The organism is Nocardia sp. NPDC003183, from assembly GCF_053590715.1.
Map to the genome: position 1 here is coordinate 71,477 of NZ_JBSFTG010000016.1, position 23,502 is coordinate 94,978.

The window sequence follows — 23,502 nt, forward strand, 5'->3', positions numbered from 1 at the left end:
ATGATCGACGAACTCGGCGAGTATGATACAAATCAACATCGAACGTCAATGTGTATCGCCGAGTTCGCCGATTCGTCGAGTCAGCGGCTCCCGAGCGGCATGCCGAACAGGGACGCGAACTTCGCGGCGAGCGAGTCGCCGAGGAAGTCCAGGGCGCCGGGGGTCGCGGCCATGGTGCCCGCGTCGGAGGTGGTGCAGCCGGCAGCGGCCGGGACGCCGTCGAGGCGGTCGCGCAGCCAGATCAGCGCGGCCGGACCGCCGACCACTTCCGCGACGATGTGTTCGCTGGCGTGGTCGCGGGTGTAGGTCAGCGAGGTGTTCGGATCGCGGCAGTAGGTGTCGACCAAGGTGTCGGTGGCGGCCAGCGGCAGGATCTCGTCCCACGCGGAATGCCAGACGAACAGCGGCATGCCGGGGACGGACTTGCCCATACGGGTGTCGTCGAGCATCGCCGCGACCGGCGGATCGTCGAGGGGATTACCGTCGGAACCGATCATGCCGGTGAGATTCAGAAACGGCAGCAGCGCCGACTGGTACTGCACGCACAGCGGCGATTTGATCGCGAACAGGGCCTTGCCGAGCGGATCGAGCCGCTGATCGAGGTAGGCGGCGAAATCGGGATATTCGCGGGTGAGTCCCAGCACGGCGGCGAACACCAGACCCGAGGTCGCCTGGTTGTTCGCCATGCTCAAGGCGGCGCCGAGATCGGCCCCGACCCCACCCTCTGCCGCGCCCACGATGTTCAGTTCGGGCGCGTAGCTGCTGTGCAGTTCGGCGGCGTGACCGGTCGCGATGGAACCGCCGGAGTAGCCGTAGAGGCCCACCGGTGCGGTCGGTCCCGCCTCGAGCGGGGCGAAGTTGGTCGCGGCGCGAATGCCGTCGAGGGTGATCCGGCCCGCCAGCGGTCCGGCCGCGTAGGCCGAATCGGGGCCCTGATGGTCTGGAACGACCACGGCCCAGCCCTGTGACAGCGCTGCCTGCGCGAACAGGAACTCGGCGGGCACCACGATCTGGCCCGCCACCGCGGCCGCCGAGAGATGTTGCAGCGCATAGGAGGGTGCGCAGTAGCCCGCGGTCGAGTCCTCGGCCAGCTGCACCGACAGCAGCTTGCGCGGGTTCGGCGCCTGCCCGCGCGGCTTGATCAGGGTGGCGACCGCGGGGATCGCCTCGTCACGGCTGTTGTTGGAGCGATACGACACCTGCCATGCGTCGACATCGATCGGCAGCAGACCGAAATCGGCGACCCGCACCTGCCGGACCGCGATGATCGCACCCGGCGCGGTCGCCGCCACCACGTCCGCGGGCGGTAGGTAGAAGCCCGGATCCCATTCGGGCGGTAGTGGAATCACCGGCGGGGGCGCCGCCGGCGGCTCGGCCGCGACCGGCCCGGCGGTCATCACCGTTGCCGCCGCGAGCACACCGGTGGCAAGGGCAAGCCATCGCTGAACGAAGGGAGATCTCATCGCGCACAGTCCTCACATGAATTGAGACGCCTTCGTCTCAATAGCGGCAACTATGACATGGGTGTGGCGCAGATCGCAATCACGCGCCGGGGGGCGTCGCTGAGATCAGGCTGTTCAGGATGGTGGAGAACACGTCGACCAGTTCGTCGACGGGTGGTCTCGGGTCGTCCAGGCTCCACTGGTGCACGGCGCCGTTCACCGCCCCGATGAACGCCGCCATCGGCACCCGCCAGCCGCCGGGCGGCATCCGTACCCCGTCGCGACCGGCCGCGATCGCGGTGACCACCTCGCCCCACCGATCCCTGACCTGCGCCCGATACGCCTCGATCTCGGGGCTCACCCCGACGATGTCGACGAAAGCGACTTTGGCGCATCGGATGTCGTCGGTGATCGCCGTCGTGTACGCCCGCACGGCCGCGTCGATCAGCGTGCGCAGTTCGTCGGAGTCCGCCGCTGCCAGCGCGGCGGCCACCGCCGCCCCGGCCTTGTCCTGCACGGAGTCGTACACCGCGACGAGCAGTTCCTCGCGCCCGGCGAACTGTTCGTAGAACTGCCGACGCGACAGCCCCGCGGCCGCGCACACATCGGTCAGCGAACTGTTGGCGTACGACTTCTCCGCGAACACGGTCAGTCCCGCGTCGATGAACAGCGCCCGGCGCTCGACCTGTCGTTCGGCGACCGAGGTGCCGGTGTAGTTGTGTCGAGTCCGCCCAGAGGTCACCCCATGACCCTACTGTTCAGGATTCGGTCGAGGCGCCGGCGTCGACGGGGCCGATCGGGACCACCAGCGGAGTGCCGGTGACCGGGTCGTCGATCACTTTGGCGCGCAGTCCGAACACCTGCGCCACCACGTCCTCGGTGAGCACTTCGGCGGGCGTACCCGCGGCAACCACCCGGCCCGCGCGCATCGCGACCAGTCGATGCGCGTACCGCGCGGCGAGATTCAAGTCGTGCAGCACCATCACCACCGTCCGGCCCGCTTCGGCGTGCAGGCGCCGGACCAGGTCGAGAACCTCGATCTGGTGGGCGAGGTCGAGGAAGGTGGTGGGTTCGTCGAGCAGGAGCAGGTCGGTGTTCTGGGCCAGCGCCATCGAGATCCACGCGCGCTGGCGTTGGCCGCCGGACAACTCGTCGAGGGAGCGATCGGCGAACTCGACCATGTCGGTCCAGGTCAGCGCCTCGGTGATGGCGGCTTCGTCGTCGTCGGACCACTGGCGGTACCAGCGCTGGTGCGGGTGCCTGCCGCGGGCGACCAGGTCGGTGACGGTGAGACCCTCCGGAGCCAGCGGGGATTGGGGCAGGATGCCCAGCACGCGTGCCACTTCCTTGGTCGACATGCGGTCGATCCGTTTGCCGTCCAGGTGGACATGACCACCGGCGGGCCGCAGCAGCCGGGCCATCGCGCGCAACAGGGTGGATTTGCCGCACCCGTTGGGCCCGATCACCGCGGTGACGGTGCCACCGGTGATGTCCAGATCCAGACCGTCCACGACGGTTGTCGGCCCGTAGCCGAGGGTCAGCTCGCTGGCCTGCAGCCGAACGGTCATCACACGCCCGCTTTCCCGACGCGATTGCGCCGCATCAACAGATAGATCAGATAGGGCGCGCCGAGGACAGCGGTGATCACCCCGACGGGCAGTTCGCCGGCGGGCAGCAGGGTGCGCGCGACCAGATCGGCGGCGACCGTGAAGGCCGCGCCGAGCACCACCGAGGTGAGCAGCGGTGGTTGTGCCGAACCGGTGAGACGCAGTGCTACCTGCGGCACTGCGAGCGCGATGAAGATGATGGCGCCCGCCGAGGCGGTGGCGACTCCGGCGAGCAACACGGCCAGCACCAGGAGCGTCAGCCGGGCGGCGTTGAGCCGCACGCCGAGTGAGCGGGCGGTGTCGTCGCCGAAATGCAGCGCGCCGAGCAGATGGGTGCCCCCGAGGACGACCGGCACCAGGACAGCCAGGGCGATCGCCACCGGTGTCACCTGGATCCAGCTGCTGCCGTTGAGGCTGCCGGTCAGCCAGGTCACCGCCCGCGTCGCGATATCCACGTCGCCGACGCTGAGGAGCCAGAAGGTCACGCTGGAGAGCAGCGAACCGGCGCCGAGACCGACGAGCACGAGCCGATAGCCCTCGATACCGCCGCGCCAGGCCAGGAGGAAAACGCCGAGCGCGGCGAGTAGGCCGCCGAGCATGGACGCGATCGGCACCCCGATCTCGGCGGCGGCGCCGCTGATCTGGCCACGGCTGCCCGACAGCGCGATCACCGCGACCGCGGCCACGCTCGAGCCCGCCGTGACGCCGAGAATATCGGGACTGGACAACGGGTTTCGGGCAATGCCCTGCGTGATCGCGCCGGACAGCGCCAGTGCCGCGCCGACCAGCGCCCCGGTGAGAATCCGCGGCAGCCGCAGATCCCACACCACATAGGCCAGGCCGTCGTCGCCGCCACCGCCGAGCACCGCGAGCACGTCCCACGGCGTGACCGGACCGCCGTCGGGCATCGTGTAGGTGCCCAGCGCCAGCGCGACGCAACTCGCGGCGCCGAGAATCGCGAGCCCGACGACCAGGACCGCCGTCGTGCGCAGTCGCAGTTGCCAGGACACCGGTCCCAGCCGGACCGCCCGGACGGTACTCATATGCTCACCAGCTTTCGGCGGCGGACCAACACGATGAAGAACGGGACGCCGACGAAGGCCAGCATGATGCCCGCCGGAAGTTCGCCCTTGTCCAGCACCAGCCGCCCCGCGATGTCGGCGACCAGCACCATGACCACGCCGAGCAACCCGGCGACCGGGACCAGCCAGCGGTAGTCGGGCCCGGTGATACCGCGGGCCAGGTGCGGGACGACGAGCCCGACGAAGCCGAGCGGTCCCGCGATCGCCACGACCGCGCCGGTGAGCAGCACGATCGAGCCGATGCCGACGGCGCGCGCCAGCGAAACGCGATGGCCCAGCGCACGGGCGGTGTCCTCGCCGAGGCTGAGCGCGTTGAGCGCGGAGGTGTTGGCCAGCGCGAGGACGATCCCGACCAGGATGAACGGGGTGGCCTTACCGAGGAGGTCCAGGTTGGATCCGACCAGCGAACCGGCCTTCCAGAAGCGGTAGATGTCGGTGACGTCGGTGTCGAACAGCACCACCGCCGAGATCAGGCCCTGCAGCAGGTAGCTCACGGCGGCGCCCGCCAGGGCGAGGGTCACCGGGGTCGGTCCGCCGCGGCCCGTCGCGCCGATGACGAACACGGTGATGGTGGCGATCAGCGCGCCGGCGAAGCCGAACCACACGTAGCCGAACAGGCTGGAGATGCCGCCGATCATCACCGCCAGGACGATGCCGAGCGCCGCGCCCTGGGTGATGCCGAGCAGCGCGGGGTCGGCGAGGGGGTTTCTGGTGTGACCCTGGATCACCGCGCCCGCGATGCCGAGCGCGAGACCGGCGAGGACCCCCAGCAGCGTGCGTGGCAGGCGCAGACCGTTGACGATGGCGCCGGTCTCGGTGTCGGTCGTGCCGCCGAGTGCGTGCAGAACATCAAGGGGAGCAATGAATTTGGAACCGATGGCCAAACTGAGCAGGACGGTCGCGAACACCGCGGCCACGAGTCCGGCGATGAGTAGCAACCGGCGAGACCGTGTGTTGGCGAACACGACTCCGGGCGGCGATGCGGGCACTGTCCCTCTTCATAGTTGGTAATTAGGTAAGGCTTCGCTAGGTTAGCAACCCTAAAGAACTCTGAACCACTCGGGAGACCTCGATGAACACCCCACTGAGCCGTCGGCTCGCCGCTGCCGCGGCAGTCGCCGCCGCCGTCCTGAGCCTGTCCGCGTGTGGCCAGGACCGGTCGGCCACCGGCGCCGCGAGCAGCGATTGCGATACCGCGAGCAACCTCGACGGCGGCGCGTACCCGCGCACCATCGAGGCCGGGGCGGTCAAGGACAAGGCGGGCACGAATGTCGGCACGGTCGTCGACCCGGCGACCATCACCACCCGACCGGTTCGGGTCGCGGCGCTGGATCAGACGTTCGTCGACGCCGCCCTGGTGCTGAACACCGAAGTCGTCGCGTACACGACCTACCAGTCCATGGGCGAGAAGCTGCCCGCGTTCCTCGGCGCGGCCGCCCAGACCTGTGGCGGGCGGGCGGTGAACATCGGTAATCTGCAGACCCCCGATATCGAGAAACTGGCCGGCGCCCGGCCGGATCTGATCGTGTCGGCGAAGGTGCGTCACGAGAAGCAGTACGAGCAGTTCAAGGGCATCAAGCTCGGTTCGGGCACCGTGCCGGTCGTGTTCAGCCAGACCACCGGCGCCACCTGGAAGGAGAACCTGCTGCTGCTCGCCAAGGCGGTCGACAAGGAGAACCTGGCGCAGGCCAAGCTGGCGGCGTACCAGGACCGTGCCACCAAGATCGGGGCGGCGATCAAGGCGAAGAACGGCGGCAACGCGCCGACCGTGTCGCTACTGCGCTTCCTGCCCAAGGAAGACCGGCTGATGCAGCGGGTCAGCTTTGTCGGCGACATCTTCGCCGACGCCGGTCTGAACCAGCTCGACAAGTCCGACGACCCCAAGAACGACTTCTCGATCACCCTCAGCCCTGAGCGGCTCCTCGACGCCGACGCCGACTACGTCTTCCTCACCAGCAACGGCGAGGACGCCGCCGCACAGCGCAAGGCGGCCGCCGAGGCCAACCCGCTGTGGAACCAGCTGCGCGGCAAGGTCACCCCGGTCGACGACCTGGTCTGGCTGACCTCGGTCGGCCTCACCGGCGCCCACGCGGTCCTCGACGACATCGCCAAGACCTTCGAGGTCGACCCGGCCAAGTAGGTCGAACGCGCCGTGTTCGCCCACCCCTACACTCGGCGGGGTGGGCGAACAGAAGCAGCGGATGCTGGCCGGGGAGCTGTACAAGGACAACGATCCGGAACTGGTGGCCGAACGGCAACGGGCACAACGGTTGTGCGACGAGTTCAATCGCACCGGGCCCGACGAGACCGGGCGGCGCACCGAGTTGCTGAGTGATCTCCTCGGCAAGCTGGGGGAGGGTTCGTGGATCATGCCGCGATTCCAGTGTGACTACGGATACCTGATCGAGATCGGGGCGAACAGCTTCCTCAACTACGACGCGATCCTGCTCGACTGCGCGCCGATCACCATCGGCGACGACTGTTCGATCGGGCCGCGCTGTCAGCTGCTCACCGCGCTGCATCCGATGCAGGATCACGAAAAGCGCAGGCAGCGCTGGGAATCGGCGGCGCCGATCCGGATCGGGAACAATGCCTGGTTCGGTGGTGGGGTGATCGTGTGCCCGGGTGTGACCATCGGCGACGACGTGGTGGTCGGCGCGGGCAGCGTGGTGACCCGCGATCTGCCCGACCGGGTGTTCGCGGCGGGCAATCCGGCGCGGGTCATCCGGCAACTCTAGGTTCGCTGGCTACGCTGGAACGCAGGCGCCTGCGCACCGCTGACGCCCGACCCAAGGAGACCGGATGCGCCACGGCGAAGATCTCTCCCTCACCCACGTCATGCTGCTCGTGGGCGACCAGGACCAGGCCCTCACCTTCTATCGGGACCTGATCGGCCTGCAGGTCCGCACCGACATGCCGTTCGGCGACAACACGCGCTGGCTGACGGTCGGCCCGGTCGACCAGAAGAACCTGGAATTCGTGCTCGAGGTCCCGGAGATGGCCCCCGACCCCGCCTACCGGGCGGCCGCGCTCGCGCGCATCGACAGCGGTGCCCAGTCCACCGTCATCTTCGCCACCGACGACATCGACGCCACCTTCACCCGTATCCGCGACGCCGGGGCCGAAGTCGCCCAGGAGATCGTGAACCAGCAATACGGCCGCGACTGCGCGTTCCGTGACCCGTGGGGCAATCAGATCCGCTTCACCGCTCGCCACCACGGCTGAGCGCGACATGCGGTGCGGGTGCGGCGTCGGGTCGCGCCCGCGGCCCGGCGGCAATACTGTTCGACCATGGGCGAATCGCGAATCGAGATGGAACCCGAAGCTACCCGGCCGCTGCGCGAGGACATCCGCTTCCTCGGCGGCATCCTGGGCGACACCATCCGCGACCACGAAGGTCCCGAGGTGTTCGACCTGATCGAGCGCGTCCGCATCGAGGCGTTCCGGGTGCGCCGCGAGGAGGTCGAGCGCAGCGCCGTCGCCGACATGCTCGACGGCACCCCCACCGAGGTCGCGATCCCGCTGATCCGGGCGTTCAGCTACTTCGTGCTGCTGGCCAACCTGGCCGAGGACATCCAGCGTGATCGACGCCGCGCCGTGCACGTGGCGGCGGGCGAACCACCCCAGGACTCCTCCCTGGCCGCCACCTACGACAAACTCGACGCGGCCGGCCTGGACGGCACCGTGGTGGCCGACCTGCTCACCGACGCGCTCGTCTCCCCGGTGATCACGGCGCATCCGACCGAAACCCGCAGGCGCACCGTCTTCGACGTGCAGTCCAAGATCACCGAGCTGATGCGCCTGCGCCGGCGCCTCGAACCCGGCGAGCCCGGCCTCGACGAATCCGAACAGCGGATCCGCCGCGAAGTGCTCACCCTGTGGCGCACGGCGCTGATCCGGTTGGCGCGCTTGCGGATCCAGGACGAGATCTCCGTCGGTCTGCGCTACTACGATCTGACCCTCTACGACGTGATCCCCGCGATCAACGCGCAGGTGCGCGCGGCGCTGCGGACGCGCTGGCCCGCCGAAGACCTCCTGCCGCGCCCGATCCTGCGCCCCGGCTCGTGGATCGGCGGCGACCGTGACGGAAACCCGTTCGTGACAGCCGAAGTCGTGCACACCGCCGCCGAGCAGGCCGCCGCCTACGCCTTCGGCCGCTATCTGGACGAGCTGGTCGAACTCGAGAAGACCCTGTCGCAATCGGCCCGCCTGGTGCGGGTGACACCCCGGGTCGCGGAACTCGCGGCAGCGGGTTACCCCGACCCCGGCCTGTTCGCCGACGAGCCGTATCGCCGTGCGCTGCACGCGATTCGGGCCCGGCTCAGCGCCACTGCCGAGCTCGCGCTCGGTGAACTGCCCGAACACGGCCTCGACACCGGCGCCGCGCCGTATCCGACGCCGCAATCGGTCCTCGACGACCTCGACGCGATCGACGAGTCCATGCGCGCCAGCGGCGACGGACTGCTCGCCGACGACCGTCTCGCCGCGCTGCGCCACGCCATCGAGACCTTCGGTTTCCACCTGCAGGGCCTGGACATGCGGCAGAACTCCGAGGTCCACGAGCAGGTGGTCACCGAACTGCTGGCGTGGTCGGGCGTGCATCCCGACTATCCGAGCCTGTCCGAAGCCCGGCGGGTGGAGCTGCTCGCCGCGGAATTGCGCACGCGCCGACCACTTCTCGGGCCGAACGCGCAGCTGAGCGAACTCGCCGCCAAGGAACTCGGGGTCCTGGGCGCCGCCAAGGAGGTCATCGATACCTTCGGTGCCGCCGCCGTCCCGAACTACATCATCAGCATGTGCACCTCGGTCAGTGACATGCTCGAAGCGGCGTTGCTGCTGAAGGAATCCGGCATTCTCGATCCGGGCACCGCCGACACCGCGCCGAGCTGTCCCGTCGGCATCGTTCCGCTGTTCGAAACCATCGAGGACCTCAGCGCCGGTGCGTCGACGCTGGCCGCGGTGCTGGAGGTTCCGGTCTATCGCGAGCTGGTCGAGGCGGCGGGCATGCGCCAGGAAGTGATGCTCGGCTACTCCGATTCCAACAAGGACGGCGGATATCTCGCCGCGAACTGGGCGCTCTACCGCGCGGAACTGGACCTGGTGGAGGTGGCCAGGAAGTCGGGTATCCGGTTGCGGCTGTTCCACGGTCGCGGCGGCACCGTCGGTCGCGGCGGTGGCCGCAGCTACGACGCCATCCTGGCGCAGCCCGCGGGCGCGGTGCGGGGTTCGCTGCGACTGACCGAACAAGGTGAGGTGATCGCCGCGAAATACTCCGAATCCGGTGCGGCACACCGCAATCTGGAGTCGCTGATCGCGGGTACCCTGGAGTCGACGCTACTGGACGTGGAAGGTCTCGGCGACGACGCCGAACCGGCCTACGAACTCCTCGACGACCTCGCCGCCCGCGCTCGCGCCGCCTACGCGAACCTGGTGCACGACACCCCCGGCTTCGTCGAGTACTTCCGCGAATCCACCCCGGTCGCCGAGGTCGGCGACCTCAATATCGGCAGCCGCCCCGCCTCCCGCAAACCCACCAATTCGGTCTCGGACCTGCGCGCGATCCCCTGGGTGATGGCCTGGAGCCAGGCCAGGGTCATGCTGCCCGGCTGGTACGGCACCGGTACCGCGCTCGAAGACTGGGTCGGCGACGATCCGGCCCGCCTCGCGCGTCTCACCGACCTCTACCAGCGGTGGCCGTTCTTCAATACCGTGCTGTCGAACCTGGCCCAGGTGATGGCCAAGAGCGACCTCGACATCGCCGCCCGCTACGCCGAGCTCGTCACCGACGAAACACTGCGCGCGAAGATCTTCGCCATGATCGCCGACGAACACGCCCGCACCATCCGCATGTACCTCGCGGTCACCGGCCACGCCGAACTCCTCAGCGACAACCCGTCGCTGGCCGAGTCGATCCACAACCGCTTCCCCTACCTGGAGCCGCTGAACCAGCTCCAGGTCGACCTGCTGGCCCGGCTGCGCGGCGGCGACGATTCCGAACTGGTGAAGCGGGGCATCCTGCTCACCATGAACGGCCTGGCCACCGCGCTGCGCAACTCGGGGTAGCGACAACTCGGGGTAGCGGCTACAGGCAGACGCTGATGGTGAAGGGCCCGACCGGGATGCCGGTGCAGATCGACACCGAGCCGACGACCGGCTGTGCGGGGGCGGCCGATGCGGTTGCGGCGCCGATCCCGGTCACGGACAGGGCAAGGGCGGCGACGGCGAGCGGGCGGGCGATCTTGGCGAACATAGGCTGATCCTCGGGTAGAACGGGGTGAACACCCCCGTGCGGGGGCGACCCCATCTCAACACGATGCGCCGACGGCGTCCACGACATCGCGGGATTCGCGGTGGCTCAGCCGGTTACGACGGCGATCGCGTCGATCTCGACCAGCATCTCCGCGCGCGGCAGGCCGGTGAAAACGGTGGTGCGCGAGGGCAGCACGCCGTTGCTGGTGTGTTTTGTGACGAACTCGCCGTACGCCTCGTTCATGATCGCGAAGTCCTCGCGCTTGGTGAGGTAGACACGCAGCATCATCACATCGTCGAAGGTGGCGCCGGACGCGTCGATGATCGCCTTGACGTTCATCAGGGTGCGCGTGGTCTGGGCGGCGACATCGCCCTGATGCAGGTACTCGTTGGTCTCGGGGTCCACGGGTCCCTGGCCGGACACCTGGACGAACGGGCCCTTGCGCACACCCTGGGAGAAGGTGTGGGCGGGCGCCGGGGCGTCGGAGGTGCGCACGGCGGTCTTGTCGGACATGGGTTCAGCCTTTCCTCGCGGTGACGTCTCGGTGGGGGTCCCAGCCGAGTTCGGTGGAGATGGCGTCGGCCGTCGCCCTGAGCTGCGGCAACAGTGCCAGCACTTGGTCATGGTCGAGCAGCACGTCGGGAACGGAGACCGACACGGCGGCGACGACGGCGCCGATGCCGTCGCGGACGCCGACGCCGATGCAGTTGACGAAGCTCTCGTGTTCTTCGTGGTCCTCGGCGAAGCCCTGCGCGGCAACGAGTTTCAATTCGGTCAGGTACTGCTCGGGGGTGCGCAGGGTACGGGTGGTGAAGGGGTGGTAGTCCAATCGGGCTGCCACTGCCGCCCATTCGCTGCGTGGCAGCGCGGCGACGAGCACCTTGCCGACCGCGGTGCAGTGCAGGGGCGCGGGCCTGCCGATCCGCGAGTACATCCGCACCGCCTGCTCGGCGTCGACCTTGTCGATGTAGACGGCGTCGCCCGATTCGTAGGCCGCCAGGTGTACGGTCTGCCCGGTGGCCGCGCCCAGCGCACTCAGATGCCGGCGGGCTACGGTGCGCACGTCACGGTTCTCCAGTGCGCGACTGGCCAATTCGAACATGCGGGTGCCGAGCGAGTAGCGGTGCGCGTTGTCGCGCACGACGAACCGATCGGCCTGCATGGTCTGCAGTATGCGCAGCACCGTCGACTTGTGGACGCCGAGCCGGACAGCCAACTCGTCGAGGGACTGCGAGTTCTCGCCGAGGGCGATGAGAATGGACAGGGCCCGCGACACGCTTTGACTCATGCGCTGATCGTTTCATCCAGCGCCGCCGGATAGCGCAGCGTGGCCCAGATCTCGTCAGGAAGCAGCGCGAGGCGCTGAATATCCTGGGGCGGTAGCAGTTTCGCCGAATCGCCGGTCGCGGTCAGCGCTGCCGCCGCGCACAAATGGCCGTATCGAAGCCGGGTGCGCAGGTCGGCGCCGTGCAGCAGGGCGGCGAGATAACCGCCGGCGAAGGCGTCGCCGGCGCCGATGCGCTCGGTGATCTCCAGTGTCAACGCGGGCACCTCGATCGAGGAATCGCCGTCGAATCCCGTGACGGTGTGCTTGTCGTTCTTGACGATCAGCTGGGCGGGTTCGGGAAACAACGCGCGCAGGGCGGCCGGTTCGCCGGTGCCGAAGATCTCCTCGGCCTCGTCGGCGCCGAGGAACGCCACATCGGCGCCGCGAAGATGCGCGGCGAGTTCGTCGGTGGCCTCGTCGACGCGCGAACCCCACACTGCCGGACGGTAATTCAGGTCGAAGCTGACCAGCGCACGACGCGGCCTGGCGAGCAGCGCGCGGGTGAGTTCGGTCGCCGATGCCGACAGCGCCGGGGTGATGCCGGTGAAGTGCACGAGATCGGCGCCCTCGAGCAACTCCGCCCGGTCCGTGAGATCGGCGGGCGACAGTGCGCTGGCAGCCGAACCCGTGCGGTAGTAGTGCATGCGGCTGGCATCGGCGTCCAGATCGTTGGCCAGGCCGGAGCCCGCACCACGTTCCTTGACGTACAGGCCGGTGGGCCGCATCGGGTCGACCGCGACCGCCGCGACATCCACGCCCTGCGCGCTGAGCTCGGCGACCAGATATCGCCCGAATCCGTCGTCACCGACCCGCGACAGCCAGGCCGCCGACACGTCGAGCTGGGCGAGCACCACGGCCACATTGGCCTCCGCGCCGCCCGCGCCCCGATCGAACCGCGCGGACAGTTCCAGGGGTCCCGCGCCCGCGATCAGCACGGCCAGCCCCTCGCCGACAGTGACCGCTCTGGGCGGAGTGGATGTTGCCTGGGTCACCTTGTTCGCCCTTTCGTGCTTGCGGTCACTGCCTTCGAGATGCACAATAACGAGCAGAAACATTCAGCGCAACCACCGTTGCATACTGTGCAATGTTTGTTCGATATGACTGATCGAGCCGCCATCCCGGGCTCGGTCGACAGAAAGGGATGCTGTGATCATCGACAACGACGTCGTGGACGCCCTCGCCGACGAGTTGCTCGGACCCCACGACAAGAGCGCGCCGCCCGCGGCGTGGGGCAGCGCCGTGCGCGAATATCTCGCCGGCGCACCGCGACTCGACCAGTGGCAGACGCCGTTGCTCACCCTCGACCGCGGCAGGCTCGACGCGAACCGCGACCTCATGGCCGAGTGGACCGCCACGGCGGGCGTCGCGCTCGCCCCGCACGGCAAGACGACGATGGCGCCGCAGCTGTGGCGCGAGCAGCTCGTGGCCGGGTCGTGGGGGATCACCGTGGCCACCGCGTGGCAGGCGCAGCTCGCGCGCTCGTTCGGTGTCGGCCGGATCATGCTCGCCAATACCCTGCTCGACCCGGTCGGGTTGGCCTGGGCCGCAGCGGAATCCGCACGCGAGGCAGATTTCGAGTTGTACTGCTGGGCCGACGGCGTCGCCACCGTCGAACTGATGGACAAGATCCTGCGCGAGACCGCTGCGGGTTCGCGGGTGCGCGTGCTGGTCGAGCTGGGGGGACCGCACGGCCGCACCGGAGCCCGCACCCGGGCCCAGGCGCACGCGGTCGCCGCCGCCATCGGTGCGAGCGAGCGGCTGAGCCTGGCCGGAGTCGCGGGCTACGAGGGCGCGCTGGCTCACGATCGCAGCGTCGAGGGTGTCGCGGCGGTGCGCGGCTATTTGCGCGAACTGGCCGCGCTGCACACTGAACTCGTTGCGGCAGGAGCCTATTCGGGCCCGGCGGTGGTTACCGCGGGCGGCAGCGCCTACCCCGAGCTCGTGGTCGAGGAACTCGCCGGACTGGCCGACCCCGGGGGTGTGCGCGGTGTGCCGACCACAGTGGTTCTGCGCAGTGGCGCTTACGTTGTCCACGACGACGGCTTCTACGCGGGAATCTCCCCGCTCGCCGCGCCCGCGAAGGGGCCCGGCCTCCGGTCCGCCATGCACGGCTGGGCCAGGGTGGTCTCGCGGCCCGAACCGGAGCTGGCCTTGCTCGACGGCGGCAAACGCGATTTCCCCTTCGACGAGGGTCTGCCGGTGCCCCAACTGGTGGTCGGCGGCACTCTTCCACCGAACGCGGTGGTCACCGCGCTCAACGATCAGCACACCTTCCTGCGGTTGCCCGGCGCCGACGCGGCTGATCTCCCGGTCGGCTCCGTCGTGCGCCTGGGTCTCTCACACCCGTGCACCGCATTCGACAAGTGGCGCCTGATCCCGGTGATCGACAGCGTCGACGCGCCCGATCCGCGCGTGATCGATCTGATCCGCACCTACTTCTGACGGATGACCATGACGCACCTGCTCTTTCGTGACATCGACATCGTCGACGGCACCGGCGCCCCACGCACCAGGGGCGATGTGCTGGTCCGCGACGGCCGCATCGCCGACATCGCGCCACCCGGCACCGTCGACTCCGGTGCGAGAGTCGTTCCGGTGCAGCCTGGTTCGGTTCTCGCGCCCGGATTCATCGACATGCACGCGCATTCGGACCTCTACCTGCTCACCCATCCCGATCACTTCCCGAAGATCACCCAGGGCGTCACCACCGAGGTGATCGGCCAGGACGGGCTGTCCTACGCGCCGATCGACGATGCCGCACTCGCGGTGGTACGCAAGCAGATCGCGGGCTGGAACGGTAACCCGGGGGACTTCGACTTCAGCTGGCGCACCGTCGCGCAATACCTGGACCGCCTCGATCAGGGCATCACGCCCAACGCCGCCTACCTCGTCCCCCAGGGCACGCTGCGCATGCTCGTGCTCGGCAGCGAGCAGCGGGTCGCCACCGCCGCCGAGATCGACCGGATGTGCGCGCTGTTGGCCGAGGGGTTCGACCAGGGCGCGGTCGGCATGTCCAGCGGTCTCACCTACACGCCCGGAATGTACGCCGACACCGGCGAACTCGCCGCGTTGTGCTCGGTGGTCGCGTCCTACGGCGGCTTCTACGCACCGCATACCCGCTCCTACGGCGCGGGCGCGCTCGAGGCCTACGCGGAGATGATCGGCCTGGCGACAGCGACCGGCTGCGCGCTGCACCTGACCCACGCCACCATGAACTTCGGCGTGAACCGCGGCCGCGCACCGGAATTCCTCGCGATGCTCGCCGCGGCTCGCGCCGACGGCTGCGACATCACCCTCGACACCTACCCCTATCTGCCCGGCTCGACCACCCTGTCCGCACTGCTGCCCAGCTGGGCGATGTCGGGCGGTCCCGACGCCGCACTCGCTCGGCTCGACGATCCGGCCGAGCGCGCCAGGATCACCGAAGATGTCGACGTCAACGGCTCCGACGGCTGCCACGGCGTCACCGTCGAATGGGAGACCATCCAGATCAGCGGCGTCGGCGACGACGCGCTCGCGGACGCGGTGGGCCGCACTGTCGCCGAGCTCGCGACCGAGCGCGGCACCGCCCCGGCGGAGGTGTTCTTCGACCTGCTGCGCCGTGACCAGCTCGCCACGACGATCCTGCAGCACGTCGGCCACGAGGAGAACGTGCGCGCCATCATGGTCGACCCCGGCCACATGGGCGGCAGCGACGGCCTGCTCGTCGGCGCCCGACCGCACCCGCGCGCCTGGGGCACCTTCCCGCGCTATCTGTCGCGCTATGTCCGGGAACTGGGTGTGCTCGATCTCGAGGACTGCGTGCATCACCTCACCGGCCGCCCGGCCGCCCGGCTCCGCCTGGCCGAACGCGGCCTCGTCCGGCCCGGTTATGCCGCCGACCTGGTCGTCTTCGATCCGGCGACGATCCACGACACGGCGACATTCGAGCATCCCCAGCAGCAGGCCCGTGGCATCCAGCACGTACTGGTCAACGGTGAATTCGCGCTGGAGAACGGCACCGCGACCGGCGTGCGTGCCGGTCGCTCCCTGCGCCTGGACCCCACGAAGGAGGAAACCCGATGAACCCGTTGCTGAGCTCGTCGTCGGAGGCCATGGACGTGATCCGCGCGGATCGTGCCCTCACAGTGGTCCGCGCCCCCGATATCCCAGACCCGGCCGCGCTGGCCGAAGCGCTCGCCGGCGCCGGTATTCGCGCGGTCGAACTGACCTTCACCACTCTCGGTGTGCTCGACGCGATCAGCAAGGCGAGCGCGGTCACCGACGCCGTGATCGGGGTCGGCACCGTCACCACCCGTGCGCAGGCCGAAGCGGCCATCGAGGTCGGCGCCCGCTTCCTGGTGACGCCCGCGCTGCGCCCCGAGGTCGCCGAAGTGGCGGCGGCACACACGATTCCGGTGATCATGGGCGCGTTCACGCCGTCGGAGGTGCTCGCCGCGGCGGAGCTGGGGGCGGCGGCGGTGAAGATCTTCCCGGCTCGCGCGCTCGGCCCGCAGTACTTCAAGGATCTGCTCGGGCCGTTCCCGCACATGTTCCTGATCCCCTCCGGCGGCGTCAATTCCCACAACGCCCGCGATTTCCTCCGAGCGGGCGCGATCGCCGTCACCGCGGGCACCGAAGTGGTCGCCCCGGCCGACGTCGAGGCCGCGCGCTGGTCCCACATCGGCTCCAAAGCCGCGCATTTCGTTCATTCGCTGGATTGAGAGGTTTTCCATGGGCGCCACCATCGACTGGTTGCGCACCACCACCCCCGGGTTGCTGGTGCTGTGCGGTCTCGCGATCGCTGTCCTACTCATCGCCATCATCAAGGTCAAACTGGAGCCGTTCGTCGCGCTGCTGCTGACCGGACTCCTGCTGGCGCTGGCCGCCGGGCTGCCGATCTCCCAGATCGTCGGCACACCGCTGAAAGCCGGTGAGTCACTGCTGGAAACAGGCTTCGGTGGCATCCTCGGTCACATCGCGGTGATCATCGGTCTGGGAACCGTGCTCGGCGCGATCCTCGAAAGATCCGGTGGCGCCGATGTTCTCACCGACAAACTGCTGAAGATGTTCGGCGAGAAGGGCGCTCCGGTCGCGATGGGCCTGCTCGGGCTCATCTTCGGCATCCCGGTGTTCTTCGACATCGGCATCTTCGTGCTCGCGCCACTGGTCTATGTCGCGGCCAAGCGCGGCGGGCGCTCGCTGGTCCTCTACGCCATGCCGATGCTCGCCGGTCTGTCGATGACGCACGCTTTCCTGCCGCCGCACCCCGGCCCCGTCGCGCTCGGTGGGCTGCTCGGGGTGAGTCTGGGCTGGCTGATTCTCATGGGCTTCGTCTGTGGCATTCCGGGTTTCATCGCCGCGGGCATCGTGTGGGGCAGCTATATCGGTAAGCGCGTGCAGGTGTCGGTGCCCGAGGAGTTCGTTCCGTTGGAGCCCGAGCTCGAGCCCGAGCAGGCCGACGGTTCGGGTGGGACCGCGGTGCTCACGAAATCGCCGCCCTCGGTAGCGCTGATCGGCGGCATCATCGCGATCCCGCTGGTCTTGATCCTGGGCGCCACATTCGGCTACCAGCTGCTGGACAAGGATTCGACGCTGCTGCAGGTGCTCACCTTCTTCGGCACCCCGGCGGTCGCGCTGCTCATCACCGTGCTCGTCGCGTTCTATCTCCTCGGGATCCGGCGAGGCTCGACGGTGCAGGAACTGAGCACCATCACCGCCGAGTCGCTCAAGCCGGTCGGCATGGTGTTGCTGGTGGTCGGCGCAGGCGCCTTCTTCGGCAAGGTCATCTCGGCCACCGGCATCGGCACGGCCCTGGCCGACACGATGTCGGCGGCGGGACTGCCGATCATCGTGCTCGCCTACCTGATCAGCTGCGGACTGCGCATCGCCCAGGGTTCGGCCACGGTCGCCATCGTCACCACCGGCGGCATCGTCGCGCCGCTGGTGGCCGAGCAGGGCTACTCGCAGATGTCGATCGCGCTGATCGCCATGGCGATCGCGGCGGGCTCGATCATCCTCAGCCACGTCAACGACGGCGGCTTCTGGATCATCGCGAAGTACTTCAACATGACGGTGAAGCAGACTCTGCAGACCTGGACGGTTCTCGAAACCATCCTGTCGGTGGTCAGTTTCGCGGTCGCGGCCCTGTTGTTCTCGATCGTCTGACACCTACCGCGAAGCCGGGCTGTCCCCACGGGGCAGCCCGGCTTCGTGTTGGGCCGAGCACGGATCCGCGACCGGCCCGGACGAAGTCGGGACCTGCCGGGCGCGCAGCCGCTGGTGCCCACGATGCACCGACTCGGCAAGAATGGGCATCGTCTGCGACTCGCCGAACAGCGCCGAGCGCGCCTGCGTGCGGACGCCGTTCGTGTCGTACTCGAAACGAGGGAGTGTGCGATGTCCACAGCAATCGTCGTCGGTGGCGGAATCGGCGGAACGGCCGCGGCGCTCGCGCTCGTTCGGAAGGGGTGGTCGGTTCAGGTACTGGAACGGGCGCCGGAGATCGCCGACGTGGGATCCGGGATTTCCCTGTGGTCCAATGCCTTACGGGCGCTGGATGCCCTCGGTGTGGGTGACACGGTCCGTGCGCAGGGTCTGGCGGAGGTGTCGGCCGGAATCAGGGACGACCGTGGGCGATGGCTCGCACGTACCGATGTGGCGACCCTGCGCGAGCGATTCGGTGCGCCGGTCGTGATCCACCGCGCCCGGCTGCTGGACATTCTGCGCGCGGCGCTTCCGGAAGGGATTGTGCACACCGGGATCTCGGTGCGCGAGGCGACGACCGACGGCGCGGTCGTGCACTCCTCGGGCACCTCCTCCGCCGACCTGGTCGTGGGTGCCGACGGCATTCGCAGCGTCGTCCGGCGTGCGGTGTGCGGCGAAGTCGCGCCACGCTACGCCGGCTACACCGCATGGCGCGCGGTGGTCGACATCGACGAGCCGCTCACCGAATTCGGTGAAACCTGGGGTCGCGGCGCACGGTTCGGCATGGCCCCGCTCGCGGACGGTCGCGTCTACTGCTTCGCCGTCTACGACGCCCCCGAGAACGCCCCCGGCAGCCTCGCCGAAGTGCGCGACCGCTTCGACAACTGGCACCACCCGATCCCGGCCCTCCTCGCCGCCGCGGACCAGAACACGGTGCTGCACAACGACATCTATGACCTACCGGCGCTACCGACCTTCACCGCCGGCCGCATCGCCCTCCTCGGCGACGCCGCCCACGCGATGACGCCGAACCTCGGCCAGGGCGGCTGCCAGGCCCTGGAAGACGCGGTGATCCTGGCCCGCTCGGCGAGCGAGCCGGACGGCCTCGCCCGCTACGACCGAGAACGCCGCCCCCGAACCCAGATGATCACCGCCCGCTCCGCCCGGATCGGCACCATCGCCCAGCTGTCCGCGCGCCCCCTGGTCGCCCTCCGCAACACGGCCCTACGCCTGACCCCCACCTCGACCCAGTTGCGTTCCATGGCAGAGATTCTCGACTGGAAGTCGTGAGGTCACAGCTGCCTCGACCGCAGTGCTCGCGAGTCCTCGTGCCACGCGCACGCCGCCCGATGGTCGTGACTGGGAATGATGCGAACAGCGCTGCGGATCGCGTGCAGCCGGTGGACAGTACGCCAGGTCTCGGTGCGGTCGTTGTCGGCCAGCATGCCGGGATAGCCGGACTTCTGCCGTAGCTCCTCGGTCTGGAGGTTGTGCCAGATCGCGTCCCCCGCGAGCAGGACCGGACCGTGTTCGGTGCGTAAGAGCACACCGATGCTACCCGGGGTGTGGCCGGACAGGTCGACGAGTAGCACCGCGCCGTCTCCGAAGAGATCGTGGCTGCGGGCGAAGGTGAGAACGGGTGGACCGTCCAGATCGTAGACATCGAGAGGCCGTTCGCGAACGGCTCGCCGCACGCCGCCGACCGGCGCCACCGGACCCTCCATCGCCCATGCGTGCTCCGGTCGGTGCAGGCGCAGTGCCAGCCCGGGGAGATCGAGCAGGCCGGCGATATGGTCCCAGTGCAGATGTGTCGGCAGCGCGAAGTCGAGGGCGTTCGCCTCGATTCCGCTGCGATGCAGTGACTCGCGGATGTCGAGTACGTCCTTCGGAGGCGTCACCGCGAGCCGCAATATCCGGGGGAGTTCCACCACCGCTCGGTCGTGGACGTCGACGCAGATGCCCGGGTCCACGAGAAAAGTCGCCTTCGGATGCCGGACCACGAAAGCCGTCATCGCGGAATCGATCCGTCGCGGGGCGAACAGGCCTTCGACGATCGCTGCCGTCGGCACACTCTTGGCGTTCTGCGCCAGAACTGTCAGCTCGACCGTCGTTGTGCCGCGTGGTAGGTCGTGATCGGGCAACGAGGCCAGGAACCTGCGGTCAGGTTGTCGTGGCCGCAGAGCGCCCGTCACCGCCGATCCCACGGATCGGCAACAGCGCCACAAGTCCGGTGTCGCGATCGAGTCGATCAATGGAGTCCGATTGTCGTTGTGTCCCATGCGAAGTACGCTAAAACTTCAGGTCGACCTGAAGTAAAGGGGTGAATATGCCGCATGCCGACGGGCTGCGCCGCATCGGTGACGCCGCCGCCGAATTGGGCGTCGCCGCTCATGTCCTGCGCCACTGGGAGGACGCCGGTGTCCTGGTTCCGCCCCGCGCGCCCGGCGGGCAACGGATCTACAACGGCGCACTGATCGTTCAGGCCCGCCTCGTCCAGCTCTGTCAACGAGCGGGGCTGTCCCTGGCGCAGATCAAAGATCTTTTCGACACGAGGTCGAGGGCCCGGCGGGTAGCGCTCTTCGCCGACAAGCAAGCCGAACTGCGAGCGCACGTCGACGACCTCACCCGAACCATCGACTTCCTCGGTCACGTGCTGCGCTGTACTCACCCGATCGTCGACGAATGCCCTGACTGCGTCGAGTTCAGCCGGCCGGGCACCTCGACGTCGGCGTAGGTTTCGCGGTGCTCGGGTGCCTAGGTCGCCGTCGGTCGCCGGTAGCGGGCGAGCATGGCCGCGGCGATGGCGGTCATGCTCGCGCGGAGCTCGGGTGGGGTGAGGACTTCGATGTGTGCACCGAGGGGGAGCAGGGCGTGGGCCAGGACTTCGTAGGACTCGGCGGGGATGGTGATGTCGGCCCAGCCGTCCGCGTCGGGGGTGCCCGTCGAGGCGAGGGCTTCGCGGACGGCGGCGGGGTCGTTCATGAGGCGCAGCAGGCTCAGGTGGTCGATGGAGATCCGGCAGTGTGCGCTCACGCGCAGCATGGATCGGGCGAACTCCTCGGCGGCGGACTGCCAGTGCTCGGCCAGATCGAAAGGCGCTGGGCGGATGAATGATTCGCCGGTGTGGACGGCGGCGGCGATGCGGCTCGCCCGGTACGAGCGGATGTCGGTGTGTTCGCGGGCGATCAGATACCAGGTGCCTGCCTTCATGACCAGGCCGAGTGGGTCGAGGGTCCGTTCCACCGTGCGATCGCGGCGGCGGTAGGTGATCACGAGGCGGCGGTCGTGCCAGAGGGCGTCGGCCACCGTGGCCAGGGTGGGGGTGTCGTCGGGGCGCTGGAACCAGCCGGGCATGTCGATGTGGACCCGTTCGGCGATGCGGGTCGCCCGGCCGCGGAGTTCCGGTGGCAGGGCGGCGAGCATTTTCAGCTGGGCGGTGGCCAGCACGGTCCCCAGGCCGAGGTCGGCGGCGGCGCCGGGGAGGCCGGCGAGCAGGACGGCGTCGGCTTCGTCGGAGGTGAGGCCGGTGAGCCGGGTGCGGTAGCCGTCGATCAGCCGGACACCGCCGCCGCGCCCCGGCTCGCTGTACACCGGAACTCCTGCCGCCGAGAGTGCTTCCACGTCCCGATACACCGTGCGTACCGACACCTCGAGCTCGCGTGCCAACTCGCTCGCGGTCGCGCCGCCGCCCGCTTGTAACAGCAGCAGCAACTGCACCAACCTGCTCGCTCGCATAGTCGGAGACTAGCCGCGAAACCTGACACAAGATGTCAAGGTTGGGTCGTACCGTACGAGATATGACCACGTGGAGCCAGTTCACCGAAGAAGCACCGAGCATCGCGGCCTTGTTCCAGCGCAGACACCAGGCCACCGGCAAACTGTGCATGCTCGGCACCCTGCGCGCCGACGGATCGCCACGCATCAGCCCGATCGAGCCGATGGTCTTCGAGGACATGCTGGTCCTGGCCGGCATGCCCGATACCCGAAAATTCGACGATCTCGCGCGTGACCCACGCTTCTGCCTGCACACCGCCACCGTCGACACCATGGTCTCCGACGGCGACGCGAAACTCTTCGGCACCGTCACCGACCTGAAGGACGAAACCGTCCACGCCCGCTTCGCCCAAAAGCTCTTCGACGACAGCGGTTTCGACATCCGCGGCGAGAAATTCGACCACTTCTACGTCGCCGACCTCACCGGAGCCTCCACCGTCGAAACCAACGACGACCACCTCGACATCACCGTCTGGAAACCGGGCGCGGGCGAAACCGTCGTCCGCAAGCACTGAGTCATCCCTGCGCGCGCGGTGGTGTGACCGATCGCCCGCGCGCGGTTTCGGGGATCGGGCATGCCGCTGTGCCACGATGACCTGCATGGATCTGCTCGCTTCCGAGGGTGTCGGCGATCCCTCGCCGATCGTCTCGCTGTTCTGGATCGCGCTCATCGCGGTGGTCGCACCGCTGCTGTCGCGGCTGGTGCGCGGGTATCTGCCGGATGTGGTGATCCTGCTGGTGGCCGGGGCGGTGGTCGGACCACACGTGCTCGGGTGGGCGAGCAGCGCGGGCGGGGTCGACCTGGTCAGCGAGTTGGGCCTGGGGATGCTGTTCCTGCTGGCGGGCTACGAGCTCGATCCGCGGTTGCTGCGCGGCCGCTCCGGGCGGACGGCGTGGGTGGTGTGGATCGTGTGTCTGCTGTTCGCGTTCGTGATCGTCATGGTGGCGACGGACACCTCCAACGGCACCCGCATCGCGGTCGCGATCGCGTTGACCTCCACCGCGCTCGGCACCCTGCTGCCGATTCTGAAGCAGGCGGGAATCCTCGACTCGCGGCTGGGCCGGGCGGTGATGACGCACGGCGCGGTGGGCGAGCTGGGGCCCATCGTGGCGATGTCGGTGCTGCTCACCAGTCGCGATGCGGGCAGCGCGGTGGTGGTCGTCGTGATGTTCGTGGTGGCGGCCGTGGTGGTCGGATTCGTGCCGGTGCGGATGTTCGATCGCATGCCGGATCTGGGCGCCGGGCTGGCCAAGCTGGGCGGTGGCACGTCGCAGCTGCCCGTGCGCGGGGTGGTGCTGCTGCTGTTGGTGCTGATGGTGGTCGCCGAGGTCTTCGATCTGGACGTGGTTCTCGGCGCGTTCGCCGCGGGCATGATTCTGCGGCGGCTCATCGCGGCGGGGCATCCGGATGTGGACTCCTCGCTCGAGGCCATCGGGTACGGGTTGCTGATCCCGGTGTTCTTCGTGGTGTCGGGCATGGGCATCGATGTGGCGGCGGTCGGCCGGAATCCGGCACTGTGGTTGTGGTTCGTGGTCACCATCGCGATCGCCCGCGGGTTGCCCGTCTGGCTGAGTGAGCGGTTCGTGCCGCGCGCGGACACCCTGCCGACCGCACGGGAACGCGTCGAATTGGCGCTCTTTGCCGCGACGGGCCTGCCGATCATCGTCGCGGTGACCCAGGTGGCCACCCAAACGGGCTTGCTGACCGCCGAGGTCGCCTCGATCCTGGTCGCGGCGGGCGCGACGACCGTTCTGGTGTTTCCGCTGGTCGCACGCCTGATCGGGGCGTCGGAGGCGAAGTCGGTCACACCCGCTCATGAATGAGCTTGCATAG

At 68.8% G+C, this 23,502-nt stretch carries 23 protein-coding genes; 12 read left to right on the forward strand and 11 right to left on the reverse strand.

Annotated features, from left to right (window positions below):
- Nucleotides 1–80: 80 nt before the first annotated feature.
- From ACWDXS_RS30450 to ACWDXS_RS30470, 5 genes are all read right to left on the reverse strand, one after another.
- The gene (locus ACWDXS_RS30450; protein ID WP_449970971.1) at nt 81–1,463 is read right to left on the reverse strand and encodes a lipase family protein; all 1,383 of its coding nucleotides are present in this window, start codon (nt 1,461–1,463) and stop codon (nt 81–83) included.
- 79 nt (nt 1,464–1,542) lie between these two features.
- Nucleotides 1,543–2,184 carry a TetR/AcrR family transcriptional regulator gene (locus tag ACWDXS_RS30455; protein WP_379314136.1) on the reverse strand — a complete coding sequence of 214 codons (642 nt, stop codon included), beginning with the start codon at nt 2,182–2,184 and terminating at the stop codon, nt 1,543–1,545.
- 16 nt (nt 2,185–2,200) lie between these two features.
- On the reverse strand, nt 2,201–3,010 hold the full coding sequence (locus ACWDXS_RS30460; protein ID WP_378661481.1) for an ABC transporter ATP-binding protein: 810 nt from the start codon (nt 3,008–3,010) through the stop codon (nt 2,201–2,203).
- Nucleotides 3,010–4,092, reverse strand: coding sequence for a FecCD family ABC transporter permease (locus ACWDXS_RS30465; RefSeq protein WP_378994174.1), 1,083 nt, complete (start codon nt 4,090–4,092; stop codon nt 3,010–3,012). Before ACWDXS_RS30465 ends, ACWDXS_RS30460 begins: the two co-directional genes overlap by 1 nt.
- Nucleotides 4,089–5,096 (reverse strand): FecCD family ABC transporter permease, encoded by a 1,008-nt coding sequence (locus tag ACWDXS_RS30470; RefSeq protein WP_378994176.1) that lies wholly within the window; start codon nt 5,094–5,096, stop codon nt 4,089–4,091. Before ACWDXS_RS30470 ends, ACWDXS_RS30465 begins: the two co-directional genes overlap by 4 nt.
- 107 nt (nt 5,097–5,203) lie before the next feature.
- Here ACWDXS_RS30470 and ACWDXS_RS30475 point away from each other — a divergent pair, with 107 nt between their 5' ends.
- From ACWDXS_RS30475 to ppc, 4 genes are all read left to right on the forward strand, one after another.
- Nucleotides 5,204–6,271 carry an ABC transporter substrate-binding protein gene (locus tag ACWDXS_RS30475; RefSeq protein ID WP_387448137.1) on the forward strand — a complete coding sequence of 356 codons (1,068 nt, stop codon included), beginning with the start codon at nt 5,204–5,206 and terminating at the stop codon, nt 6,269–6,271.
- A 40-nt stretch (nt 6,272–6,311) separates the two neighbouring features.
- On the forward strand, nt 6,312–6,869 hold the full coding sequence (locus ACWDXS_RS30480) for a sugar O-acetyltransferase (protein ID WP_387448139.1): 558 nt from the start codon (nt 6,312–6,314) through the stop codon (nt 6,867–6,869).
- 64 nt (nt 6,870–6,933) lie between these two features.
- A complete protein-coding gene (locus tag ACWDXS_RS30485) occupies nt 6,934–7,356 on the forward strand; it encodes a VOC family protein (RefSeq protein WP_378994182.1) in 423 nt (140 codons plus the stop codon).
- A 66-nt stretch (nt 7,357–7,422) separates the two neighbouring features.
- A complete protein-coding gene (ppc, locus tag ACWDXS_RS30490) occupies nt 7,423–10,194 on the forward strand; it encodes a phosphoenolpyruvate carboxylase (protein WP_449970979.1) in 2,772 nt (923 codons plus the stop codon).
- A 19-nt stretch (nt 10,195–10,213) separates the two neighbouring features.
- Here the strand turns inward: ppc and ACWDXS_RS30495 are convergent, their stop codons facing one another.
- From ACWDXS_RS30495 to ACWDXS_RS30510, 4 genes are all read right to left on the reverse strand, one after another.
- Entirely contained in the window at nt 10,214–10,381 is a 168-nt protein-coding gene (locus tag ACWDXS_RS30495) for a hypothetical protein (RefSeq protein ID WP_378994186.1), read from the reverse strand.
- Nucleotides 10,382–10,486: 105 nt separating this feature from the next.
- On the reverse strand, nt 10,487–10,894 hold the full coding sequence (locus tag ACWDXS_RS30500; RefSeq protein ID WP_378994188.1) for a RidA family protein: 408 nt from the start codon (nt 10,892–10,894) through the stop codon (nt 10,487–10,489).
- Between the two features lie 4 nt (nt 10,895–10,898).
- Nucleotides 10,899–11,669, reverse strand: coding sequence for an IclR family transcriptional regulator (locus tag ACWDXS_RS30505; RefSeq protein ID WP_449970983.1), 771 nt, complete (start codon nt 11,667–11,669; stop codon nt 10,899–10,901).
- Entirely contained in the window at nt 11,666–12,700 is a 1,035-nt protein-coding gene (locus tag ACWDXS_RS30510) for a sugar kinase (protein ID WP_449970986.1), read from the reverse strand. Before ACWDXS_RS30510 ends, ACWDXS_RS30505 begins: the two co-directional genes overlap by 4 nt.
- 157 nt (nt 12,701–12,857) lie before the next feature.
- Between ACWDXS_RS30510 and ACWDXS_RS30515 the strand changes: the two genes are divergently transcribed.
- The 5 genes from ACWDXS_RS30515 (at nt 12,858) to ACWDXS_RS30535 (ending at nt 19,184) form a co-directional block, all read left to right on the forward strand.
- Nucleotides 12,858–14,150 carry an amino acid deaminase gene (locus ACWDXS_RS30515; protein ID WP_449971085.1) on the forward strand — a complete coding sequence of 431 codons (1,293 nt, stop codon included), beginning with the start codon at nt 12,858–12,860 and terminating at the stop codon, nt 14,148–14,150.
- A 9-nt stretch (nt 14,151–14,159) separates the two neighbouring features.
- Nucleotides 14,160–15,773, forward strand: coding sequence for an N-acyl-D-amino-acid deacylase family protein (locus tag ACWDXS_RS30520; protein ID WP_449970990.1), 1,614 nt, complete (start codon nt 14,160–14,162; stop codon nt 15,771–15,773).
- Complete coding sequence (locus tag ACWDXS_RS30525; RefSeq protein ID WP_387448151.1) at nt 15,770–16,411, forward strand: bifunctional 4-hydroxy-2-oxoglutarate aldolase/2-dehydro-3-deoxy-phosphogluconate aldolase; 642 nt, start codon at nt 15,770–15,772, stop codon at nt 16,409–16,411. Before ACWDXS_RS30520 ends, ACWDXS_RS30525 begins: the two co-directional genes overlap by 4 nt.
- A 10-nt stretch (nt 16,412–16,421) precedes the next feature.
- Nucleotides 16,422–17,855: a GntP family permease gene (locus ACWDXS_RS30530; RefSeq protein WP_449970993.1), complete on the forward strand. Its 1,434-nt coding sequence runs from the start codon at nt 16,422–16,424 to the stop codon at nt 17,853–17,855.
- Nucleotides 17,856–18,086: 231 nt separating this feature from the next.
- Complete coding sequence (locus ACWDXS_RS30535; RefSeq protein ID WP_449970996.1) at nt 18,087–19,184, forward strand: FAD-dependent monooxygenase; 1,098 nt, start codon at nt 18,087–18,089, stop codon at nt 19,182–19,184.
- Nucleotides 19,185–19,186: 2 nt separating this feature from the next.
- On the opposite strand, the gene ACWDXS_RS30540 is transcribed toward ACWDXS_RS30535, so the two are convergent.
- On the reverse strand, nt 19,187–20,086 hold the full coding sequence (locus ACWDXS_RS30540; RefSeq protein WP_449970999.1) for an MBL fold metallo-hydrolase: 900 nt from the start codon (nt 20,084–20,086) through the stop codon (nt 19,187–19,189).
- A gap of 134 nt (nt 20,087–20,220) precedes the next feature.
- Here ACWDXS_RS30540 and ACWDXS_RS30545 point away from each other — a divergent pair, with 134 nt between their 5' ends.
- Nucleotides 20,221–20,628 carry a MerR family transcriptional regulator gene (locus tag ACWDXS_RS30545; RefSeq protein WP_387448159.1) on the forward strand — a complete coding sequence of 136 codons (408 nt, stop codon included), beginning with the start codon at nt 20,221–20,223 and terminating at the stop codon, nt 20,626–20,628.
- 20 nt (nt 20,629–20,648) lie between these two features.
- Here the strand turns inward: ACWDXS_RS30545 and ACWDXS_RS30550 are convergent, their stop codons facing one another.
- Nucleotides 20,649–21,629: a helix-turn-helix transcriptional regulator gene (locus tag ACWDXS_RS30550; protein ID WP_449971002.1), complete on the reverse strand. Its 981-nt coding sequence runs from the start codon at nt 21,627–21,629 to the stop codon at nt 20,649–20,651.
- A gap of 62 nt (nt 21,630–21,691) precedes the next feature.
- Here ACWDXS_RS30550 and ACWDXS_RS30555 point away from each other — a divergent pair, with 62 nt between their 5' ends.
- Together ACWDXS_RS30555 and ACWDXS_RS30560 are read left to right on the forward strand one after the other, a co-directional pair.
- Complete coding sequence (locus tag ACWDXS_RS30555; protein ID WP_378994209.1) at nt 21,692–22,183, forward strand: pyridoxamine 5'-phosphate oxidase family protein; 492 nt, start codon at nt 21,692–21,694, stop codon at nt 22,181–22,183.
- Nucleotides 22,184–22,268: 85 nt separating this feature from the next.
- Nucleotides 22,269–23,492, forward strand: coding sequence for a cation:proton antiporter (locus tag ACWDXS_RS30560; protein ID WP_449971005.1), 1,224 nt, complete (start codon nt 22,269–22,271; stop codon nt 23,490–23,492).
- Nucleotides 23,493–23,502 lie beyond the last annotated feature (10 nt).